This is a genomic window from Micromonospora sp. NPDC000663, from assembly GCF_042898105.1.
Classification (GTDB): domain Bacteria; phylum Actinomycetota; class Actinomycetes; order Mycobacteriales; family Micromonosporaceae; genus Micromonospora.
In genome coordinates, this window is record NZ_JBIAYR010000015.1 from 62,863 (window position 1) to 79,957 (window position 17,095).

At 72.2% G+C, this 17,095-nt stretch carries 21 protein-coding genes; 6 read left to right on the plus strand and 15 right to left on the minus strand.

Features of this window, described 5'->3' with window-relative positions; genetic code table 11:
- Positions 1 to 33 precede the first annotated feature (33 nt).
- The 3 genes from ACFY1S_RS28480 to nadD all read right to left on the minus strand — a co-directional run bounded on the left by ACFY1S_RS28480 (position 34) and on the right by nadD (position 1,804).
- The gene (locus tag ACFY1S_RS28480; protein WP_387123886.1) at positions 34 to 693 is read right to left on the minus strand and encodes a histidine phosphatase family protein; all 660 of its coding nucleotides are present in this window, start codon (positions 691 to 693) and stop codon (positions 34 to 36) included.
- On the minus strand, positions 690 to 1,097 hold the full coding sequence (gene rsfS, locus ACFY1S_RS28485; RefSeq protein WP_354828445.1) for a ribosome silencing factor: 408 nt from the start codon (positions 1,095 to 1,097) through the stop codon (positions 690 to 692). The genes ACFY1S_RS28480 and rsfS overlap by 4 nt, the downstream gene beginning before the upstream one ends.
- Positions 1,098 to 1,207: 110 nt before the next feature.
- Positions 1,208 to 1,804: a nicotinate-nucleotide adenylyltransferase gene (gene nadD, locus ACFY1S_RS28490; protein ID WP_364362256.1), complete on the minus strand. Its 597-nt coding sequence runs from the start codon at positions 1,802 to 1,804 to the stop codon at positions 1,208 to 1,210.
- A 97-nt stretch (positions 1,805 to 1,901) separates the two neighbouring features.
- On the opposite strand from nadD, the gene ACFY1S_RS28495 reads away from it, so the two are divergent.
- Positions 1,902 to 2,558 (plus strand): PadR family transcriptional regulator, encoded by a 657-nt coding sequence (locus tag ACFY1S_RS28495; protein ID WP_387123889.1) that lies wholly within the window; start codon positions 1,902 to 1,904, stop codon positions 2,556 to 2,558.
- Positions 2,559 to 2,675: 117 nt separating this feature from the next.
- On the opposite strand, the gene ACFY1S_RS28500 is transcribed toward ACFY1S_RS28495, so the two are convergent.
- Positions 2,676 to 3,041 carry a hypothetical protein gene (locus tag ACFY1S_RS28500; protein ID WP_387123891.1) on the minus strand — a complete coding sequence of 122 codons (366 nt, stop codon included), beginning with the start codon at positions 3,039 to 3,041 and terminating at the stop codon, positions 2,676 to 2,678.
- 95 nt (positions 3,042 to 3,136) lie between these two features.
- Positions 3,137 to 5,686, minus strand: coding sequence for an aminopeptidase N (pepN, locus tag ACFY1S_RS28505; RefSeq protein ID WP_387123893.1), 2,550 nt, complete (start codon positions 5,684 to 5,686; stop codon positions 3,137 to 3,139).
- 69 nt (positions 5,687 to 5,755) lie between these two features.
- On the opposite strand from pepN, the gene ACFY1S_RS28510 reads away from it, so the two are divergent.
- Positions 5,756 to 5,974: a DUF397 domain-containing protein gene (locus ACFY1S_RS28510; RefSeq protein ID WP_151488717.1), complete on the plus strand. Its 219-nt coding sequence runs from the start codon at positions 5,756 to 5,758 to the stop codon at positions 5,972 to 5,974.
- Between the two features lie 51 nt (positions 5,975 to 6,025).
- On the opposite strand, the gene ACFY1S_RS28515 is transcribed toward ACFY1S_RS28510, so the two are convergent.
- Entirely contained in the window at positions 6,026 to 6,415 is a 390-nt protein-coding gene (locus tag ACFY1S_RS28515; protein WP_387123896.1) for a hypothetical protein, read from the minus strand.
- Positions 6,416 to 6,629: 214 nt separating this feature from the next.
- Here ACFY1S_RS28515 and ACFY1S_RS28520 point away from each other — a divergent pair, with 214 nt between their 5' ends.
- Entirely contained in the window at positions 6,630 to 7,874 is a 1,245-nt protein-coding gene (locus ACFY1S_RS28520) for a cytochrome P450 (RefSeq protein ID WP_387123898.1), read from the plus strand.
- Positions 7,875 to 7,920: 46 nt separating this feature from the next.
- Here the strand turns inward: ACFY1S_RS28520 and ACFY1S_RS28525 are convergent, their stop codons facing one another.
- Both ACFY1S_RS28525 and ACFY1S_RS28530 read right to left on the minus strand, forming a co-directional pair.
- Positions 7,921 to 9,090, minus strand: a complete 1,170-nt coding sequence (locus ACFY1S_RS28525; RefSeq protein WP_364362250.1) for a zinc-dependent alcohol dehydrogenase — start codon at positions 9,088 to 9,090, stop codon at positions 7,921 to 7,923.
- On the minus strand, positions 9,087 to 9,641 hold the full coding sequence (locus ACFY1S_RS28530) for a cyclase (RefSeq protein WP_387123900.1): 555 nt from the start codon (positions 9,639 to 9,641) through the stop codon (positions 9,087 to 9,089). The genes ACFY1S_RS28525 and ACFY1S_RS28530 overlap by 4 nt, the downstream gene beginning before the upstream one ends.
- A 154-nt stretch (positions 9,642 to 9,795) precedes the next feature.
- On the opposite strand from ACFY1S_RS28530, the gene ACFY1S_RS28535 reads away from it, so the two are divergent.
- Positions 9,796 to 10,812 (plus strand): glycosyltransferase, encoded by a 1,017-nt coding sequence (locus ACFY1S_RS28535; RefSeq protein WP_387123902.1) that lies wholly within the window; start codon positions 9,796 to 9,798, stop codon positions 10,810 to 10,812.
- 80 nt (positions 10,813 to 10,892) lie between these two features.
- Here ACFY1S_RS28535 and ACFY1S_RS28540 read toward each other — a convergent pair whose 3' ends face one another.
- The 3 genes from ACFY1S_RS28540 to ACFY1S_RS28550 are packed head-to-tail and all read right to left on the minus strand — an operon-like array spanning position 10,893 to position 12,821.
- Positions 10,893 to 11,528: a DUF3618 domain-containing protein gene (locus tag ACFY1S_RS28540; protein WP_364362247.1), complete on the minus strand. Its 636-nt coding sequence runs from the start codon at positions 11,526 to 11,528 to the stop codon at positions 10,893 to 10,895.
- Positions 11,525 to 11,992, minus strand: a complete 468-nt coding sequence (locus ACFY1S_RS28545; RefSeq protein ID WP_387123904.1) for a phage holin family protein — start codon at positions 11,990 to 11,992, stop codon at positions 11,525 to 11,527. Before ACFY1S_RS28545 ends, ACFY1S_RS28540 begins: the two co-directional genes overlap by 4 nt.
- Before the next feature lie 31 nt (positions 11,993 to 12,023).
- A complete protein-coding gene (locus tag ACFY1S_RS28550; protein WP_387123906.1) occupies positions 12,024 to 12,821 on the minus strand; it encodes a hypothetical protein in 798 nt (265 codons plus the stop codon).
- Between the two features lie 219 nt (positions 12,822 to 13,040).
- Here ACFY1S_RS28550 and ACFY1S_RS28555 point away from each other — a divergent pair, with 219 nt between their 5' ends.
- Together ACFY1S_RS28555 and ACFY1S_RS28560 are read left to right on the plus strand one after the other, a co-directional pair.
- Positions 13,041 to 13,532, plus strand: coding sequence for a DUF4383 domain-containing protein (locus tag ACFY1S_RS28555; protein WP_387123908.1), 492 nt, complete (start codon positions 13,041 to 13,043; stop codon positions 13,530 to 13,532).
- A 72-nt stretch (positions 13,533 to 13,604) separates the two neighbouring features.
- A complete protein-coding gene (locus ACFY1S_RS28560) occupies positions 13,605 to 14,264 on the plus strand; it encodes a DUF6766 family protein (protein ID WP_387123910.1) in 660 nt (219 codons plus the stop codon).
- Positions 14,265 to 14,288: 24 nt separating this feature from the next.
- Here the strand turns inward: ACFY1S_RS28560 and ACFY1S_RS28565 are convergent, their stop codons facing one another.
- The 4 genes from ACFY1S_RS28565 to rplU form a co-directional block, all read right to left on the minus strand.
- Positions 14,289 to 14,738, minus strand: coding sequence for a GNAT family N-acetyltransferase (locus ACFY1S_RS28565; RefSeq protein ID WP_357989609.1), 450 nt, complete (start codon positions 14,736 to 14,738; stop codon positions 14,289 to 14,291).
- 70 nt (positions 14,739 to 14,808) lie between these two features.
- Positions 14,809 to 16,278: a GTPase ObgE gene (gene obgE, locus ACFY1S_RS28570; protein ID WP_387123912.1), complete on the minus strand. Its 1,470-nt coding sequence runs from the start codon at positions 16,276 to 16,278 to the stop codon at positions 14,809 to 14,811.
- A 92-nt stretch (positions 16,279 to 16,370) separates the two neighbouring features.
- Positions 16,371 to 16,625 carry a 50S ribosomal protein L27 gene (gene rpmA, locus ACFY1S_RS28575; RefSeq protein ID WP_043966727.1) on the minus strand — a complete coding sequence of 85 codons (255 nt, stop codon included), beginning with the start codon at positions 16,623 to 16,625 and terminating at the stop codon, positions 16,371 to 16,373.
- Positions 16,626 to 16,636: 11 nt separating this feature from the next.
- Entirely contained in the window at positions 16,637 to 16,951 is a 315-nt protein-coding gene (gene rplU, locus ACFY1S_RS28580) for a 50S ribosomal protein L21 (protein WP_007464063.1), read from the minus strand.
- Positions 16,952 to 17,095: the final 144 nt, after the last annotated feature.

The following is a 17,095-nucleotide window of genomic DNA, read 5'->3' on the forward strand; positions in this document are numbered from 1 at the left end:
CGATCGGGGCGTCGAACGCCGAGGCGGCAGCGTTCAGATCGCGTCGACGACCACCGGAGCGGTGACCAGGCCGACATTGTGCGCCCGCAACTGCCAGCCGCTGACGTCGTGCGCACGGCCGACAGCGGGCGCGCGGTCGTCGTGCCGCAGCTCGCTCCAGTGGCAGTTGGCAAGGGAACCGATGGTGCGCAGCACGCCGGTGTCCCAACCGAGGAGGTGACCGATGCCCTGCCGGCTGGCGCCGCCGTGGGTGGCGATCACCACGGTGCCGCCCGGCGCCGCCTCGGCCGCCTCCCGCAACGCGGTGCCGACCCGCTCGCCCAGGTCGTGCAGGGGCTCCAGGTCCGCGCCCGGGTCGGGGTCGCCGGCCCGCCAGCGGGCGTACTCCTCGGGGAAGCGTTCGGCGACCTCGGTGAGGTGCAGGCCCTGCCACTGGCCGAAGTGCCGTTCGCGCAGCCGGGCGTCGGTGCGCACCGGTAGCCCGGTCAGCGCGACAAGCGCGGCCGCGGTCTCCGCGGCGCGGCCCAGGTCGCTGGACACGATGGCGTCGGGCCGCAGCGCCGCGAGCAGCGGCGCGGCGGCGCGGGCCTGGTCGCGGCCCAGCTCGTTGAGGGGTACGTCGGTCTGCCCCTGGACGCGGTTGGCGGCGTTCCAGTCGGTGTTGCCGTGCCGCCAGACGATCAGTCGGGTCATTCGGCTGCGGCGGGCCCGCCGGCGTCCGCCTCGACCAGGTCGCGGTCGACGAACGGGATGGTGGGGCAGTCCTTCCAGAGCCGGTCGAGCGCGTAGAACTCGCGCTCCTCGGTGTGCTGGACGTGCACCACGATGTCGACGTAGTCGAGCAGCACCCAGCGGCCACCACGCTCGCCCTCGCGCCGGATCGGCTTGGCCTTCTCCGGCAGCTCCAGCAGGCGCTCCTCGATCGCGTCGACGATGGCCAGCACCTGACGCTCGTTGGGGGCGGCGGCGAGCACGAACGCGTCGGTGATGGCGAGCTGGTCGCCGACGTCGATGATCGCGATGTCCTGCGCCTTCTTGTCGGCGGCGGCCTGGGCGGCTGCGATTGCCAGCTCGTGAGCGCGTTCGGAAACTGTCACCATTCTCCTTCGATCAACCGTGCGATGCTCCAAGCGTCTCATACCCGGCGACGCCTCGACCTGTCAGTTCTGGTCGGTCCGGGGCACGATCCATCCCATACCGGGCGCGATCACTGCTGATAGAGGCGCCGCTTGGCGATGTACTGCACCACACCGTCGGGCACCAGGTACCAGACCGGCTCACCCCGGGCGACGCGGGCGCGGCAGTCGGTCGACGAGATGGACATCGCCGGGACCTGGATCAGGCTGACCGTGTCCGCCGGCAGGTGCTTGTCGGTCAGCGGGAAGCCGGGCCGGGTCACCCCGATGAAGTGGGCCAGCTCGAAGATCTCGTCCAGGTCCTTCCACGACAGGATGCGTTGCAGCGCGTCCGCGCCGGTGATGAAGAACAGCTGCACCTTGGGGCCGTACTCGGCCTGGAGGTCGCGCAGGGTGTCGACGGTGTAGGTGGGGCCGCTGCGATCGATGTCGACCCGGCTGACCTGGAAGCGGGGGTTGGAGGCGGTCGCGATGACCGTCATCAGGTACCGGTCCTCGGCGGGGCTGACCGGTTCGTCGGCCTTCTGCCACGGCTGCCCGGTGGGGACGAAGACCACCTCGTCCAGGCCGAACCGGTCGGCCACCTCACTGGCCGCGACGAGGTGCCCGTGGTGGATCGGGTCGAAGGTGCCGCCCATGATCCCGATCCGCCGGATATCTTCCTCCACCCAGTGATCGTAGGCCGGGCGCCCGGCCCGGACGTGTGGGGTCGCCGCACCGATACTCGTAGGCATATACTCGTGAACGAGTAACGGGAGGTGGGTCATGGGAAAGCGGCGCAAGGTCGGCAACCTGCTGGCGCTGGCCGTGCTGTCCGCCCTGGTCCAGCGGCCGATGCACCCCTACGAGATCGCCACCGCACTGCGCTCCTGGGGCAAGGACCAGGACATGGATTTCAAGTGGGGGTCCTTCTACACGGTCATCCGCAACATGGACAAACACCGCATGATCGAGGCCGTGGAGAGCGTCCGTGAGGGCCGACGCCCGGAACGCACCGTCTACCGCATCACCGACGCGGGGCGGGCGGAGCTGATCGACTGGGCCCGCGAGCTGGTCTCCACACCGATGCCCGAGCATCCCCGCTTCCGGGCCGGCCTGTCCGTCCTCGCCGCCCTGCATCCCGACGAGGCCACCGACCTGCTGCGGCAGCGGCTCGACCGCCTGCAGGACGCGATCCGCCAGGACCGCGAAAGGCTCGACGCGCACCTGCGGGACGTCCCGCGGCTGTTCCTGGTCGAGTCGGAGTACGACCTCGCTATGCGCGACGCGGAGGCCACCTGGCTGCGCGCGCTGCTCGCGGGGCTGACCTCGGGCAGCTACCCGGGGCTGGACACCTGGCGGGCCTTCCACGAGACAGGCGCGATGCCCGCCGAACTGACCGAGCTTTCCGAGAGGACCAGCAGCCCCGACACCACCGACTGACGGACGGCTCTGGCGGGGTGCGCCAACACCCCGCCGGAGCCCTTACCCCGAACCGACACCTGGGAAGGTGCCCGGCCCGAAGCGGCAACCACCAGGATAACCGGGCTCCCTTCCAGGTCACGTCCGCGCGCCCGGCGCGGGCCACGACACCCAGCGAGAGAGCATGACCACGGTACGAACCGCGATCGTCATCGGCGGCGGCATCGCCGGGCCGGTGACCGCGGGCAGGGCGCGTCGCTGGCCATCGAGAGCGGCGTGCAGCTCGCCCGCTGCCTGCGTGACCTGCCCGATATGGAGTCGGCGTTCGCCGCGTACGTGCGGCTGCGTCGCGCCCGGGTCGAGAAGGCCGCCGCCCGGGCGGCCCGGATCAACCACGCCAAGGCGCCCGGGCCGGTCGCCCGGACGCTGATGCCACTGCTGATGCCGCTGCTCGTGCGCACGGCCATGAACCCGGAGAAGGCAGTCGCCGACGAGCAGCGCCACGTCATCGACTGGGACGCCCCGGTGACCGCGGAGCCAGCCTGCGCTGAGACGGGGCGCGAGGTGGCCGTCCAGCCACCCCGCGCCCACCCGGCGTGTCAGGCCGCCGTGGCGGCCACCGCCGTCCGGGCGACGAGCGCGCGCCGCAGATCGTCGTCGGCGTCGACGACCACCCGCCGCAGGCCCGGGGTCAGGTCGTCGCGGGCCAGCAGCGCCGCGGCCGCCTCCCGGGTCGGCTGCGCAACGGCGTAGCGGGGGAACGCCAGCGCCGCCACCCGGTCGGCAGTCCACGCGGTACGCCGAGCCGCGGCAGCCGGCATGTCGGTGAAGTACCGCTCGACGTACGCGGCTGTCACCTCGGCCTGCTCGGGCTGCCAGAACCCCTCCGCGGTCGCCTCCAACAACCGGTTCGACAGCTCGGTGTCGTGCACGATGATGTCCCACGCCGCCTGCTTCGCGGCCGGGTCGGGCAGGGCGGCCCGGCACCTGGCGGCCCGTTCCGCGCCCGTCGAGCTGACGTCGGCCTCGGCCTCGGCGGCGATCTCCGCCGCGCCGGCGGCGCCCAGCACCACCAGTCGCCGCAGCACCGCCCAGCGCAGCTCCGCGTCGACAGTCAACCCGGCCGGCACGTCCCGGCCGGCGAGCCACCCGACGAGCAGATCCGTGTCGGTGGTCGCGGCGATCCAGCCCCGCGCGGCGGCGAGCTGCAACGACTCCCCCGCCGGCGCCCCGTCGAGCAGGAGCTGACACGCACCGGCGATCCGGGCGAGCGCCGCCGACCGGGTCAGCGGGTCGAGGTAGCGGTCGACGAGCGACCGGCTGAGGCCCAGCACGTCCTCCGCGATGATCACCTCTGTCTCGGCCGGCAGCGCCGCGACCATCAGGTCGACCAGGCCGGTGACCGGCCGCTCCCCGTCGGTCGCCGCGTCCAGCGCCTCGCTCCAGAGCACCGCCCGGGTGAGGGAGTCGGCCAGACCGGGCAGCACCAGCGGGACGGCGTCCGCCGACGCCGGGTCGAGACGCACCTTGGCGAAGGTGAGGTCGCCGTCGTTGAGCAGCAGCAGCCGGGCCGCCGGCTCACCGGCCAGCTCACCGAGCACGGTGCGACCGCCGTCGACGGCCGGGTCCAGATCCACCTCGTGGCGTCGCACCGTGCCGTCCGCCGCGTACCGGCCCACGCCGATCCGGTGCGGACGCAGCACCGGGTACGACTCGGGGGCGGTCTGCACCACTGCCACCTCGGTGTAGCGGCCGTCGGCGTCGACAGTCACCTCGGCACGCAGCGTGTTGACCTGCGAGCGACGCAACCACAGCTCGGCCCAACCGGACAGGTCCCGACCACCTGCCGCAGTGCCGCCTTCGCTCGCGACCGCAGGGCCCGCGGAGAGGCTGGTCAGCAGGTCGGCGAGGGTGGCGTTGCCGAAGCGGTGCGCGGCGAAGTGCGCGTTCAGGCCGGCGAGGAACGCCTCGTCGCCGAGCCACGCCACCAGCTGCCGCAGCACGCTGGCACCCTTGGCGTAGGAGATGCCGTCGACGTTGAGCAGGCCCTCGGCGGCGTCGGCCACCTCCTGCGGCGCCACGGGGTGGGTGGAGGGGCGCTGGTCGGCCGCGTACCCCCAGGCCTTGCGGCGCATGGCGAACGTCGTCCACGTCCCCTCGAAGCGGGTCGCCTCGGCGGCGACCCGTACGCCCAGGTACTCCGCGAAGGACTCGTTGAGCCACAGGTCGTCCCACCAGCGCATGGTGACCAGGTTGCCGAACCACATGTGCGCCATCTCGTGGGCGGTCGTGGTGGCCCGCATCTCCCGCTGGGTGTCGGTGACGGCCGACCGGAACACGTAGTCGTCGCGGAACGCCACGATGCCCGGGTGCTCCATGGCGCCGAGGTTGAACTCGGGCACGAACGCCTGCTCGTACTTGCCGAACGGGTAGCGCTCGGAGAAGAGCTGGTGGAACCGGTCCAGGCACTGCCTGGTGATGGTGAGGATCTCGTCGGCGTCGGCGTCCAGGTGCTCGGCGAGCGACTGTCGGCAGTAGAGGGCGAGCGGCACGCCGTCGTGCTCGGCCCGCCGTACGTGGTACGGGCCGGCGATCAGCGAGAAGAGATAGGTCGACAGCGGGACGGTCGGGGCGAACTCCCAGCGCCCGGGGGCCGGGCTGGCGGACACCTCGGCGTTGCCGGAGACCGTCCACCCAGGCGGGGCGGTGACCGTGAGGACGAACGACGCCTTGAGGTCGGGCTGGTCGAACGCGGCGAAGATCCGCTGCACGTTGTCGAGGAACGTCACGGCGTACAGGTAGGTCTCGCCGTCGGCCGGGTCGACGAAGCGGTGCATCCCCTCCCCGGTGTTCGAATACGCCATCTCGGCCTCGACGAACAGCGTGTTCGTCGCCTCCAGGTCATCGAGTGGCAGCCGGTTGTCGGTGAGCGTGCCGGGGTCGACGTCGCGGTCGTTGAGGCGTACCGCCAGCAGTTGGGCGGGCCTGACCTCGGCGAAGGTCGCGGTGCCGGGGGTCGCCCGGAACCGGACCTCGACCCGGGAACGGAAGGTGTCCCCGTCGCCGGTCAGGTCGAGGTCCACCTGATAGGACTCGACGGTAATCGCCGCGCCACGCGCGGTCGCCTCTACACGGGTCAGGCTCGGCATCCGCTTATCCTGCCCGATGGGGATCGGCACCCGGTCACCACACGACCCTCGGCACTGGAGGAAAGAACCATGGCGCAGCACCCCAAGGGCGACTTCGACCTCTCACGGGCGGTCTGGCAGCGGGCCGAGGGGGACACCTCCGACAGCGCGGTGGAGGTCGCGTTCGTCGATGACCTGATCGGCATGCGCAACTCCTCCGAGCCGGAGGGCCCGGTGCTGGTCTTCACCCAGGCCGAGTGGGACGCGTTCGTCGCCGGCGCGCAGGACGGCGAGTTCGATCTGGACTGACGGCTCCACGGTCGCGGGTGGCCCGGGGCAGCCGCCACCCGCGACCGCCCGTCAGGCATCGCCGTCGCCCCAGCCGAGGCCCCCCGGGCCCGGGGCGTGGTGGAAGCCGGGGTGGTCGGCCACGTCGACGCAGCGCTCCCCGTCCGGGCCGACCGCACCGCAGAACAGCCGTTCGGCCCGGTGCCACGCGTCGGCAGGTGACAGGGCCGCCGCGCCGAGCGCCACCTCCGGGCGGAGCAGGCTCAGCGCCTCCGCGTACCCCACTGCCAGCTCGCGGGCGTCCGCCGGGTCGGGCGCGGTGAAGCCCAGGTGCACGGTGAAGAAGCGGCGCGGCCGGGTCGGCCGGCCGGGCGGCCCGATCAGTGCCCGTGCGTCCCGGCCCGCGCCGAGCGCACCGACCGCCCGCCGCTGCCGCCAGTACGGCGACCTGTTGTCGCGCATCTCGCCCTCCCCGTGGTCGTGGCCGTCGGCCAGCCGGAGCCGCCGGATGACCGGCGATCCCGCCGACGGCGGCTCCACCAGCTAGCCAACCAGGTTCCGCCGCCCCTGGGAGGGGCCAGCGGGTGCGCTGTCGACGTGGGGATTCAGCGGCGGCCACGCGGGTAGACACAGCCGGGCGGCGGCGACGGCCGCCACCCGCACCCGAGGAGGCCCGATGGCGACCATGCCGGCCGACCGCGCCCCGGACAGCACCCTCGCGCTGTTCCGCGCCGGCTACCGGTTCATCGGCGAGCGCTGCGACAGGTACGGCAGCGACATCTTCCAGACCCGGATCCTGCTCGCGCCGACCATCTGCCTCCGTGGCCGGCCGGCGGCGATGCTGTTCTACGACAACGAGCGCTTCCAACGGCAGGGCGCGATGCCGTTTCGGGTGCAGCGGACCCTCACCGGCCGGGGCGGCGTGCAGGGGCTGGACGGGTCGGAGCACGCCGACCGCAAGGCCATGTTCATGTCGATCATGACGCCGACCGCGATCCGGCAGCTCGGCCACCTCTTCGACGAGGAGTGGCGGGCCCGGATCCCGGCATGGGAGGCCGCCGGGCCGGTGACGCTCTACGACGAGCTGGGCCGGCTGCTGACCCGCGTGGTGTGCGCCTGGGCAGGGGTGCCCCTGCCGACGTCCCAGGTCGATCGCCGCGCCGTCGACCTGCACGCCATGATCGAGGCGCCGGCCGTGGTCGGACCCCGGCACTGGCGGGGGCTGCTCGCCCGCCGCCGCGCCGAACGGTGGATCGGCGGCATCATCGAACGGACCCGCCTCGGCGTCCACCAGGCGCCGGCCGGCAGCGCCCTGGCGGTGATCGCCGAGCACCGGGACGCGCGGGGGACGCTGCTCCCCCGCCGGATCGCGGCTGTGGAGCTGCTGAACGTGCTGCGGCCGGTGGTCGCCGTCGACCAGTACATCGCCTTCGCCGCGCTCGCCCTGCACGACCACCCCGTCTGGCGGCAGCTGGTCCGCGACGACGACGAGGCGACCGAGCACTTCGTCCAGGAGGTACGCCGCTACTACCCGTTCTTCCCGATGGCGGCGGCAAGGGTGCGGCGCTCCTTCGACTGGCAGGGCCACCACTTCCCCCGGGGACGGCGGGTGCTGCTCGACCTCTACGGCACCAACCACCACCCGACGCTCTGGCCCCAACCCGAGCTGTTCCGGCCGGAACGGTTTGCGGGCCGGCGCGGCGACGCGTTCGACCTGATCCCGCAGGGTGGCGGCGACCACTGGGCGGGGCACCGCTGCGCCGGTGAATGGGTCACCATCGACCTGATGAAGCGCGCGGTCACCAACCTGACCACCAGCATGAGGTACGACGTACCCGTCCAGGACCTGACCCTGGACCTGCGCCGGATGCCCGCGCTGCCGCCGCTCGACCTGACCCTGACCAACGTCTGTCGCGCCTGACCCCGGCCCACCACGCGCGGCGGTGGGACGGGGTGCCGTCAGCGGGTCACGGGTGCAGGACGCTGCGCAGGCAGCCGTCCTGCTTCTTCTCGAACATCTCGTAGCCCCGCGCGCCCTGCTCCAGCGAGAGCGGGTGGGTGGCCAGGTAACCCGGGTCGATCTCGCCGGCGGCGAGCCGGTCGAGCAGCATCGGGATGTAGCGCTGCGCGTGCATCTGCCCCATCCGCAACACCAGTGCCTTGTTCATGGCCGCGCCGAGGGGGAACTTGTCGACCAGGCCGGCGTACACGCCGACGATGCTCACCGTGCCGCCCTTGCGGCAGGCCATGATCGCCTGACGGACCGAGGTCGGCCGGTCGGTCTGCAACCGCGCGGACTGCTTCACCCGGTCGTACGCGTAGGTCGGCCCGACATCGTGCGACTCCATGCCGACGGCCTCGATGCACGCGTCGGGTCCGCGTCCGCCGGTCATCTCCCGCAGCGCCTCCAACACGTCCGTCTCCGCGTAGTTGATCGTCTCTACGCCGACCCGGTCGGCGGCCGTCGCCAGCCGGTCCGGGAAGCGGTCGATCATGATGACCCGTTCGGCGCCGAGGAGTTGCGCCGACCGGGCCGCCATCTGACCGACTCCACCGGCGCCCCAGACGGCGACGACCTCGCCGCCGGTGAGACCGCAGAAGTCCGCGGCCATCCACCCGGTGGGCATCGCGTCGGAGGCGAACACCACCGAGTCGTCCGGCACCCCGTCGGGCACCGCGAACGCGCCGACGTCACCGAACGGCACCCGGATGTACTCGGCGTGCGAGCCGGCGTAGCCGCCCGCCGCGTGCGAGTACCCCAGGATGCCGGCCGGCGAGTGCCCCCACAGTTTCTCGGTGAACACCGGCTGCGGGTTGGAGTTGTCGCAGAGCGAGTACTGCTCGGTCCGGCAGTACCAGCAGCCACCGCAGGCCACCACCGACCCGACCACCACCCGGTCGCCGACGCGGTGCCGGCGTACGCCCGGTCCGACCTCCACCACCTCGCCCATGAACTCGTGGCCGAGGATGTCGCCCTCCCGCATCGCCGGCAGGTACCCGTTGATCAGGTGCAGGTCGGAGCCGCAGACACTGCTGGCCCGGACCCGGACGATGATGTCCCCCTCGGCGCGGATCTTCGGCTCCGGTACGTCCCGGACCGCCAGCTTGCCGACGCCTTCCCAGCACAGCGCCCTCACGCCCGGCCTCCCGTCATCAGCTTCTCCCTCGCCTTGTCCGTCGCCTTCTCCTGCGCGGGGCTCCGACCGGACGGGTCGTGCCGGGTGTCCACCACCTGACCGCACTCGATCAGCGCCTTCGCCCGGCGCAGCGCGTCCCGCAGCGCGAGGTCCGGCTCGTCCCCCTTGACGAGGCCGGCCACCCGGCGTAGCGGACCCGAGCGGTAGCGCAGTTCGGCCCGGATCTCGGTGCCGCGGCCCTGCGGGGCGTCGGCCAGCTCGATCCGGCCCTCCTGCGTCGTCGGCCCGTCCACGCTCCGCCAGGTAAGCGAACCCGGCCCGGCGGCGGTGACCGCAGCCGGCAACCCGGTCTCGGCGGGCTGCCGGTCGGTCCAGAAAGCCCGCACCGTGTCCCGGGGCCGGTCGACGGTCACCGCGCGGCGCACCACGTACCAGCCGTCCTGCCGGTCGGGCTGGCGGCGGTGCCGGCGGCGGGCCACCGCCCGCCCGACACCGGCAGCCGTCACTGTGGTGACCCCGAGCAGCGCCCACCTCGTCGAGTTGCTGGTCATGTCGTCTCTCCTTCGGGTTCGACGGCCGTACGGGCAGCGCTACCCCTGCTCGGGCCGTCGAAACGACATGGCGGTTTCAACCACCCACTGGCGGGCACCTGCTGCGGGCGGCCCACCCGTCGGCCGCACACCACCACCTGCCCGGGAGGCGTCCATGTCCGTTCAGGCCAGCGGTGAGGCACCGCGAGCCGGGGACCGCCGCGCCGGCTCCCCGCCGGTCGCCCTTCCGATGTCGTACGTCCTGCCGCTGCGCTGGCACACCGACGCGGGCCTCGCCGAGCTGACCGATCACCTGCGCTGGTTGGCTGGACGTGCCGAGGTGCTCGTGGTCGACGGCTCACCCACGGACCTCTTCGCCAGGCATGCCGACGCGTGGCGCGGCCTGGTCCGACACCTCCCGCCCGACCCCGCCGAGCGGGGAGCCAACGGCAAGGTCCTCGGGGTGCTCACCGGGGTGCGGGCGGCGGGCCACGAACACGTGGTGATCGCCGACGACGACGTCAGGTACGACGAGGACGCGCTACACGCCGTGCACCGGCTGCTGGACCGGGTCGACCTGGTCCGGCCGCAGAACTACTTCGACCCGCTGCCCTGGCACGCCTGGTGGGACACCGGCCGGACGCTGCTCAACCGGGCGCTCGGCAACGACTACCCGGGGACCCTGGCGGTCCGCCGCAGCACCTTCCTCGGCATGGGCGGGTACGACCCGGACGTGCTCTTCGAGAATCTGGAGCTGATCCGCACCGTGCACGCGTACGGCGGGGTCGAGGCGACGCCGGGCTGGCTGTACGTCCGTCGACTGCCACCGGAGGCGGCGCACTTTCGGGGTCAGCGGGTCCGCCAGGCGTACGACGATCTGGCCCAGCCGGCACGCCTGGTGACCGCGCTCGCGGTCCTGCCGGCGCTGGCGGCGGCGGTCGCGGCCCGCCGTGCCGGACCGCTGCTGGGCATGGCGGCCTCGGTCGTCGCCGTCGCCGAGGTGGGCCGACGCCGGGCCGGCGGCGGCGCCGTCTTCCCGCCGAGCACGTCCCTGGCCGCCCCGCTCTGGCTCGTGGAACGGGGCATCTGCAGTTGGCTGGCCGTCGGCAGGCGCCTCCTGTTCGGCGGTGTCCGGTACGGCGGCACGAGGATCCGCCGGGCCGCCCGCCCCGCCGCGCGCCGTCCCCGGTAGCCGCACGGCTCGACCACCACACGCGACAGCTCGCGGGCACCGGGGTCGGTGGCCGCGAGCTGTCGGCGGTGGGGCGTCGTTCACGGACGGGACTGAGCGGTGTCCCGGACGTCGTGCGCGGCGGACTTCGTGTCGTCCTTGACGGCGTGCACGGCGTCCTGCGCGGTGGACTTCACCGACTGGGCGGCGTTCTGGGCCGGCTCGCGCAGCTCGTCCTTGAGCTCGCTCGCCACCTCGCTCAGCTTCTCCTTCACCACGCCGCTGTGCTCGCCGACCTTCTCCTTGACCTGCGCGGCGGCCTGCTGCTCGCGCTGCGAGGCCGGGATCAGCGAGGAGGCCAACCAGCCCACCCCGAACGCGATCAGGCCTGCGGCGAGGGGGTTGCCCTGCGACTTCTGCCGGATCACCCGCGGCGCGCTGTGGGCGGCGTCGCTGACGGTGGAGGCCGCCGAGTGCGCGGCGTCGCTGACGCTGGAGGCCGCCGACGAAGCGCGGTCGCCCACCGAGTGGGCGGCGTGGCCGGTGCCGTGGCCGAGGTCAGACGCGGTTCCCATGACCTTGTCCCTCACATTCTGCAGCGCGGAACGGGCCCGCTGCTTCCGGTCGTCGACGATGCGGCTCGGGCTGACCTTGTACGCCAGGGCGTCCACATCGGAGCTGAGGCTGTTACGGGTGGCTTCGATCTCCCGGCGGATCTGATCGGGATCGGTGCTCATCGGGTGACTCCCTCCGGGTGTGGCTTGAGCGCGTCGGGGATCCGCTGCACGCTGTCGTTCGTCTGCTTGAGGCCGCGTACGTGCTGGGCGTTCTTCTTGGCCTTGGAGTAGAGGACAGCGGCGACCGCGGCCCAGACGACGGCCACGATCAGCGCCGCCAGGCCGGAGTCCATCACGTTGTCCAGGAACTGCCAGACGGCGATGGAGACGAACAGCGCCACCATGTAGCCGCCGAAACCGGCGCCGCCGAAGAGCCCGGCGGCCTTGCCCGCCTTCTTGCCCTCCTGACGGATCTCGGCCTTGGCCAGCTCGACCTCCTGGCGCATGAGCGTCGACAGGTCGGTGGTGACCTGGCGCATCAGGTCACCGAGCGAGCTGCCCTTCACCTCCGCCGCGGTGTGCGGGGCACCCGGGTCGGTGTGGTATCCGGAGTTCAGGCCGGACCCCTGCGTCGGCATGGTCATGCGGTCACCTCCCGTGGGACGGCTCGGCGGTTCACGGGCGGGTGGTGCCGCTGGACGGCACGCCCGGCAGCGGGTCGGTCTGGTTCACCGGCGGGAGCGGCTGCCCGGTGCCGGTGTGCTCACCCTGGACCGGGTCGGTGTACCCACCGGGGGCCGGGTCGGCGTAGCCGCCGGAGGTCGGCTCGGTGTACGTGCCGGGGGTCGGGTCGAGGTAGCCGCCCTGCGGGACGGTGTCCTGCGCGGACTGGGTCGGGATCACCGCGGTCTGCTCCGGGTCGTACGCGCCGGCACCGCGGTAGCTCGGGGAGACGCTGCCGGAGTCGTCACCGGCAGCGGAGATGCTGCGGGTCAGCCGTCCGGCGAGCACACCGAGCACTGCCGCGCCGACCAGGAAGGTGCCCGGGTTGCGTCGCGCGTAGTCGCGTACCTCGGTGATCAGGTCGCCCGGCTGGCGCTCGTCCAGCCAGCCGGCCACACCGTGCACCCGGTCGGCGGCCTGGCGGGCCAGCTCGCTCACCGGGCCGGCCTGGCCACCCTGCTCGGCCATCGAGCGCATCTCGTCGGCGATCGACCGCAGCCCGGTCGCGGCGCGGCGCTGCTGGTCACCGGCCTGGCTGGTGAGCTGGGTACGCGCCTCGCCGTACAGGTTGCGGGCCTGCCGGGCGGCCTCGCGGCCGACCTCGGTGCCCTGCTCCTTGGCGGTCTGCGCGACCGCGCCGCCGGCCTGGGCCGCCTCCGAGCCGACCTGGCGGGCCTGCTCGCGGACGCCGCCGCCGTTCGTCGACTGCTGCCCATAGGTGGAAGTCGTAGGTGACAGATCGTAGGTCATGATGTCCCTTCCGCTCGGAAAGTCGTCGCGGTGTGCTGGGGGATGTCGACCGCGTCGCCGCGGCCGCCGACACTTCACCTACCCTGCGTTCTCTGATCCATACCTCTTCGTGCATTTCTCTGCGTCACACATCGCCGCGACGCCAGAATGGAGGATCGTGATGTCGCCGCCACGGACGGTGAGGTCGGCGGGGCCAGCAGATCCACGAAGGGGGCAGCGGTGGCACGAGACACGCGAGGTGGCCGGTCGTCCGGCCCGCGCCCCCGGGTGCAGGTGGCAGCGCTCGCCGCCGCCGGCCTCTTCCTGCTGATCGGCGTCCTGGGCTTCATCCCCGGCATCACCACCGACTACGGCGAGCTGGCCTTCGCCGGGCACCACTCGGACGCGCGGCTGCTCGGGCTCTTCCAGGTGTCGATCCTGCACAACGCGGTGCACCTGCTGTTCGGCCTGGCCGGTCTCGTGCTGGCCCGCAGCATCGCCGGCGCCCGGCTCTTCCTCGCCGGCGGCGGCGCGATCTACCTCGCCCTCTGGCTCTACGGCCTGGCCATCGAGGCGGTCGACGCGGAGGGCGGCGCGAACATCCTGCCGGTGAACGCCGCCGACAACTGGCTGCACCTGGCGCTCGGCTTCGGCATGCTCGCCCTCGGGTTGCTGCTGTCGAACCAGGTGGGCACCGGCGGACGGCTGGACACCCCCTTCGACAGGCCCTGACCTGCCGCTGGGGCGGTTTCGCGACCATCGGGGTGTGGGTATCCGGGGGCCATCCGCGAAGGAGATGACGAGATGCCCCGTTGGTTACGCGACAACGCTCTGACCATCGCCATGCTGGGCGCGTTCCTGGTCTTCCTGGTGCTGCAGAGCGTCTTCGGCTGGCAGACCCACAACGAGGAGCTGGTCGAGTTCGGGGCCGCACCGCTGAGCTGGCCGGCGTACCTGACCACCGGTCACTTCGCCGAGGCGGTCTTCGAGAACTGGGAGTCGGAGTTCCTCCAGATGGGCGGGTACGTGCTGCTCACCGCGTACCTGGTGCAGCGCGGCTCGGCCGAGTCCAAGCCGGTGGACCAGACCGACCGACCGGAGGACGACGAGCGGCACGCCACCGCCCGCTCCCCCTGGCCGGTCCGCGTCGGCGGCCTTCCGCTCGTGGTCTACCGCAACAGTCTCTCCCTCGCGCTGCTGCTGATCTTCGCCGGCTCGTTCGTCGGGCACCTGCTCGGTGGCACCGCCGCCTACAACCAGGAGCAGGCGTTGCAGAGCGGCGCACCGCCGATCGGAGCGTGGGACTTCCTGCGTACCAGTGACTTCTGGTTCCAGTCGATGCAGAACTGGCAGAGCGAGTTCCTCGCGGTCGGCGCCCTGATCCTGCTGAGCATCGTCCTGCGGCAGCACGCCTCGCCCGAGTCGAAGCCGGTCACCGTCGAGCACGCCACCACCGGCGCCTGAGCGCCAGGCGCGGCGGCGGGACCGTCAGGCCGCGACCGGTAGCCGCTTGGCGAAACAGACGCTGTACGGGTTGCCCACGTACTCGCCGTAGACCGGGATCGGCTCGTAGCCGCACGAGGTGTACAGCCCGATGGCGGCCGGAAGGTACGTGCCGGTCTCCAGGCAGACCACCGAGTGGCCCTGCCGGAACGCGCACTCCTCCAACGCGGCGAGGAGTTGACGGGCGATCCCCCGACCCCGGTACGCCGGCCGGACGTACATCCGCTTGACCTCGCCCGTGGTGGCGTCGAGCGCCTGGAGGCCGCCGCAGGCGACCGCCCGGCCGTTCACCACCACCGCGAGGTAGCGGATGTCGTCGTGGGTGACGGTGACCTGACCGTCCAGGCCCCCATCGGCCTCGCGCAGCTCACGCTGCTGCGCGCCGACCAGTGCGGCGATCTCCGGATCGGTGGCGGGCCGCGCTTCGATCAACATCACCCGACGTTAGGCGGGGCGGATTTCGCGCAGGTTTCCGGCAGCCAACCCGATCACGGAGCGCAATCGGCTACTCGGCGTCGTCCCCGTCGTCGATCGCCTCGTCGTCGGACGAGTCCGCGCCGACCTCATCCGCCGAGCGCACCCGGCGGGCCTTGCGCGCGGCGAGCCGCTCGGCCGCCGACGCCCGGTTCGACTTCTCCTCCAGCCGGATGTCGGTGCCCCGGTTGCCGGGCACGAACTCCACGCCGGCGAACAGCGTCGGCTGCCAGTCGAACTCGCGCTCGCCGATGCGGACCAGGTCGCCGGGCTGCGCGCCGGCCTTGGCCAGCTTGTCCTCGACACCGAGCCGGGCCAGCCGGTCGGCCAGGTAGCCGACCGCCTCGTCGTTGTCGAAGTTCGTCTGCTTGACCCATCGCTCCGGCCGGACGCCACGGACGGTGAACGAGCCGTCCGACTCGGCCGTGATGGTGAAGCCGGCGTCGTCCACGGCGAGCGGACGGATCACGATCCGGGTCGGCTCGGCCGGAGGCGCCGCCTTGCGCTCCGCCTCGACCAGCTCGGCCATCGCGTACGTCAGCTCCTTGAGCCCTTCGCGGGTGGCCGCGGAGACCTCGAACACCCGGTAGCCGCGCTCCTCCAGGTCCGGGCGGACGATCTCGGCGAGATCCCGGCCGTCCGGCACGTCGACCTTGTTCACTGCCACCAGCCGCGGGCGGTCGGCCAGCCCGCCGTACTGGCTCAGCTCGGCCTCGATGGCGTCGATGTCGGCGACCGGGTCACGGCCGGGCTCCAGGGTCGCCGAGTCGATGACGTGCACCAGCACGGCGCAACGCTCGATGTGTCGCAGGAACTCCAGGCCCAGGCCCTTGCCGTTGGCCGCGCCCGGGATCAACCCCGGCACGTCGGCGACTGTGAACGTGTGGTTGTCCATCCGGACCACACCCAGGTTGGGCACGAGGGTGGTGAACGGGTAGTCGGCGATCTTCGGCTTCGCGGCGGAGATCACCGAGATCAGCGACGACTTGCCTGCCGACGGGAAGCCCACCAGGCCCACGTCGGCGACGCTCTTGAGCTCCAGGACGATGTCCAACTGGTCGCCGGGCTCCCCCAGCTCGGCGAAGCCCGGAGCCTTGCGCTTGGCGTTCGCCAGCGAGGCGTTGCCCCGCCCGCCCCGCCCGCCGCGGGCCACCTCGAAGGTGGTGCCGGCGCCGACCATGTCGGCCAGCACGGTGCCGTCGGTGGACTGCACCACTGTGCCGTTGGGGACCTTGAGCACCAGGTTGTGGCCGTTGGCGCCGTCCCGGTTCGACCCGGCGCCGCCCTTGCCGTTGTCGGCCTTGACGTGCGGGTGGAAATGGAAGTCGAGCAGCGTGGTCACCTGCGGGTCGACCACCAGCGACACGCTGCCGCCGTGCCCGCCGTTCCCGCCGTCCGGCCCGCCGAAGGGCTTGAACTTCTCGCGGTGGATCGAGACACAACCGTGCCCGCCATCACCGGCCTGCAGATGCAGAACGACCCGGTCAACGAACGTCGCCACGGCGTCAATCCTTCCAGCGAGGGTCGACCCCGCACTTCGAAAAAGCGAAGCGGGCCGGGACCCGGAGGTCCGCGGCCCGCTCAGCTCGAGAGCTACTGCTGCGGAACGATGCTGACGGTCTTGCGACCGCGCTTGGTGCCGAACAGGACCGAACCGGCGGCCAGGGCGAACAGCGTGTCGTCGCCGCCACGGCCGACCAGGTCACCGGGGTGGAACTTGGTGCCACGCTGCCGGATGAGGATCTCACCGGCGCTGACGACCTGACCACCGAAGCGCTTCACGCCGAGTCGCTGGGCCGCGGAATCGCGACCGTTACGCGAGCTGGACGCACCCTTTTTGTGAGCCATTGGAGGACGACCTACTTCCCGCTGGAGATGCCGGTCACCTTGACCTGGGTCAACGGCTGGCGGTGACCCTGGCGCTTGTGGTAGCCGGTCTTGTTCTTGAACTTGTGAATCCGGATCTTCGGGCCCTTGGTGTGCGCGGCGATCTCGCCGGACACCGCGACCTCGGCAAGCTTCGCCGCGTCGGTCACCAGGTCGTCACCGTCGACGAGGAGCACCGCGGTGAGCTTCACCGCGTCACCGGGAGCACCGGTGAGCTTCTCGACCTCGATCACGTCGCCCTCGGCGACCTTGTACTGCTTGCCGCCGGTCTTGACGATCGCGTACATCGGAGGCGGACTCCCTGTCGTTGAGGCTGCTGGCGGTTGTCCCCGTGGCGGCTCGCCGGGTAGCAGTGCACGGCGGCGCGGGCACACGGGAACACGGCACACCAAAAGTGCGCCGCAGGCAAGAGTACGCCATCGCCGGGCCGG

Bases quoted from the DNA above. Each gene is read 5' to 3' on its own strand.
- ACFY1S_RS28480 (WP_387123886.1), bottom strand. From the start codon at position 693: ATGACCCGACTGATCGTCTGGCGGCACGGCAACACCGACTGGAACGCC.
- ACFY1S_RS28495 (WP_387123889.1), top strand. From the start codon at position 1,902: ATGGGAAAGCGGCGCAAGGTCGGCAACCTGCTGGCGCTGGCCGTGCTG.
- pepN (WP_387123893.1), bottom strand. From the start codon at position 5,686: ATGCCGAGCCTGACCCGTGTAGAGGCGACCGCGCGTGGCGCGGCGATT.
- ACFY1S_RS28510 (WP_151488717.1), top strand. From the start codon at position 5,756: ATGGCGCAGCACCCCAAGGGCGACTTCGACCTCTCACGGGCGGTCTGG.
- ACFY1S_RS28515 (WP_387123896.1), bottom strand. From the start codon at position 6,415: ATGCGCGACAACAGGTCGCCGTACTGGCGGCAGCGGCGGGCGGTCGGT.
- ACFY1S_RS28520 (WP_387123898.1), top strand. From the start codon at position 6,630: ATGGCGACCATGCCGGCCGACCGCGCCCCGGACAGCACCCTCGCGCTG.
- ACFY1S_RS28530 (WP_387123900.1), bottom strand. From the start codon at position 9,641: ATGACCAGCAACTCGACGAGGTGGGCGCTGCTCGGGGTCACCACAGTG.
- ACFY1S_RS28535 (WP_387123902.1), top strand. From the start codon at position 9,796: ATGTCCGTTCAGGCCAGCGGTGAGGCACCGCGAGCCGGGGACCGCCGC.
- ACFY1S_RS28540 (WP_364362247.1), bottom strand. From the start codon at position 11,528: ATGAGCACCGATCCCGATCAGATCCGCCGGGAGATCGAAGCCACCCGT.
- ACFY1S_RS28545 (WP_387123904.1), bottom strand. From the start codon at position 11,992: ATGACCATGCCGACGCAGGGGTCCGGCCTGAACTCCGGATACCACACC.
- ACFY1S_RS28550 (WP_387123906.1), bottom strand. From the start codon at position 12,821: ATGACCTACGATCTGTCACCTACGACTTCCACCTATGGGCAGCAGTCG.
- ACFY1S_RS28560 (WP_387123910.1), top strand. From the start codon at position 13,605: ATGCCCCGTTGGTTACGCGACAACGCTCTGACCATCGCCATGCTGGGC.
- ACFY1S_RS28565 (WP_357989609.1), bottom strand. From the start codon at position 14,738: ATGTTGATCGAAGCGCGGCCCGCCACCGATCCGGAGATCGCCGCACTG.
- rpmA (WP_043966727.1), bottom strand. From the start codon at position 16,625: ATGGCTCACAAAAAGGGTGCGTCCAGCTCGCGTAACGGTCGCGATTCC.
- rplU (WP_007464063.1), bottom strand. From the start codon at position 16,951: ATGTACGCGATCGTCAAGACCGGCGGCAAGCAGTACAAGGTCGCCGAG.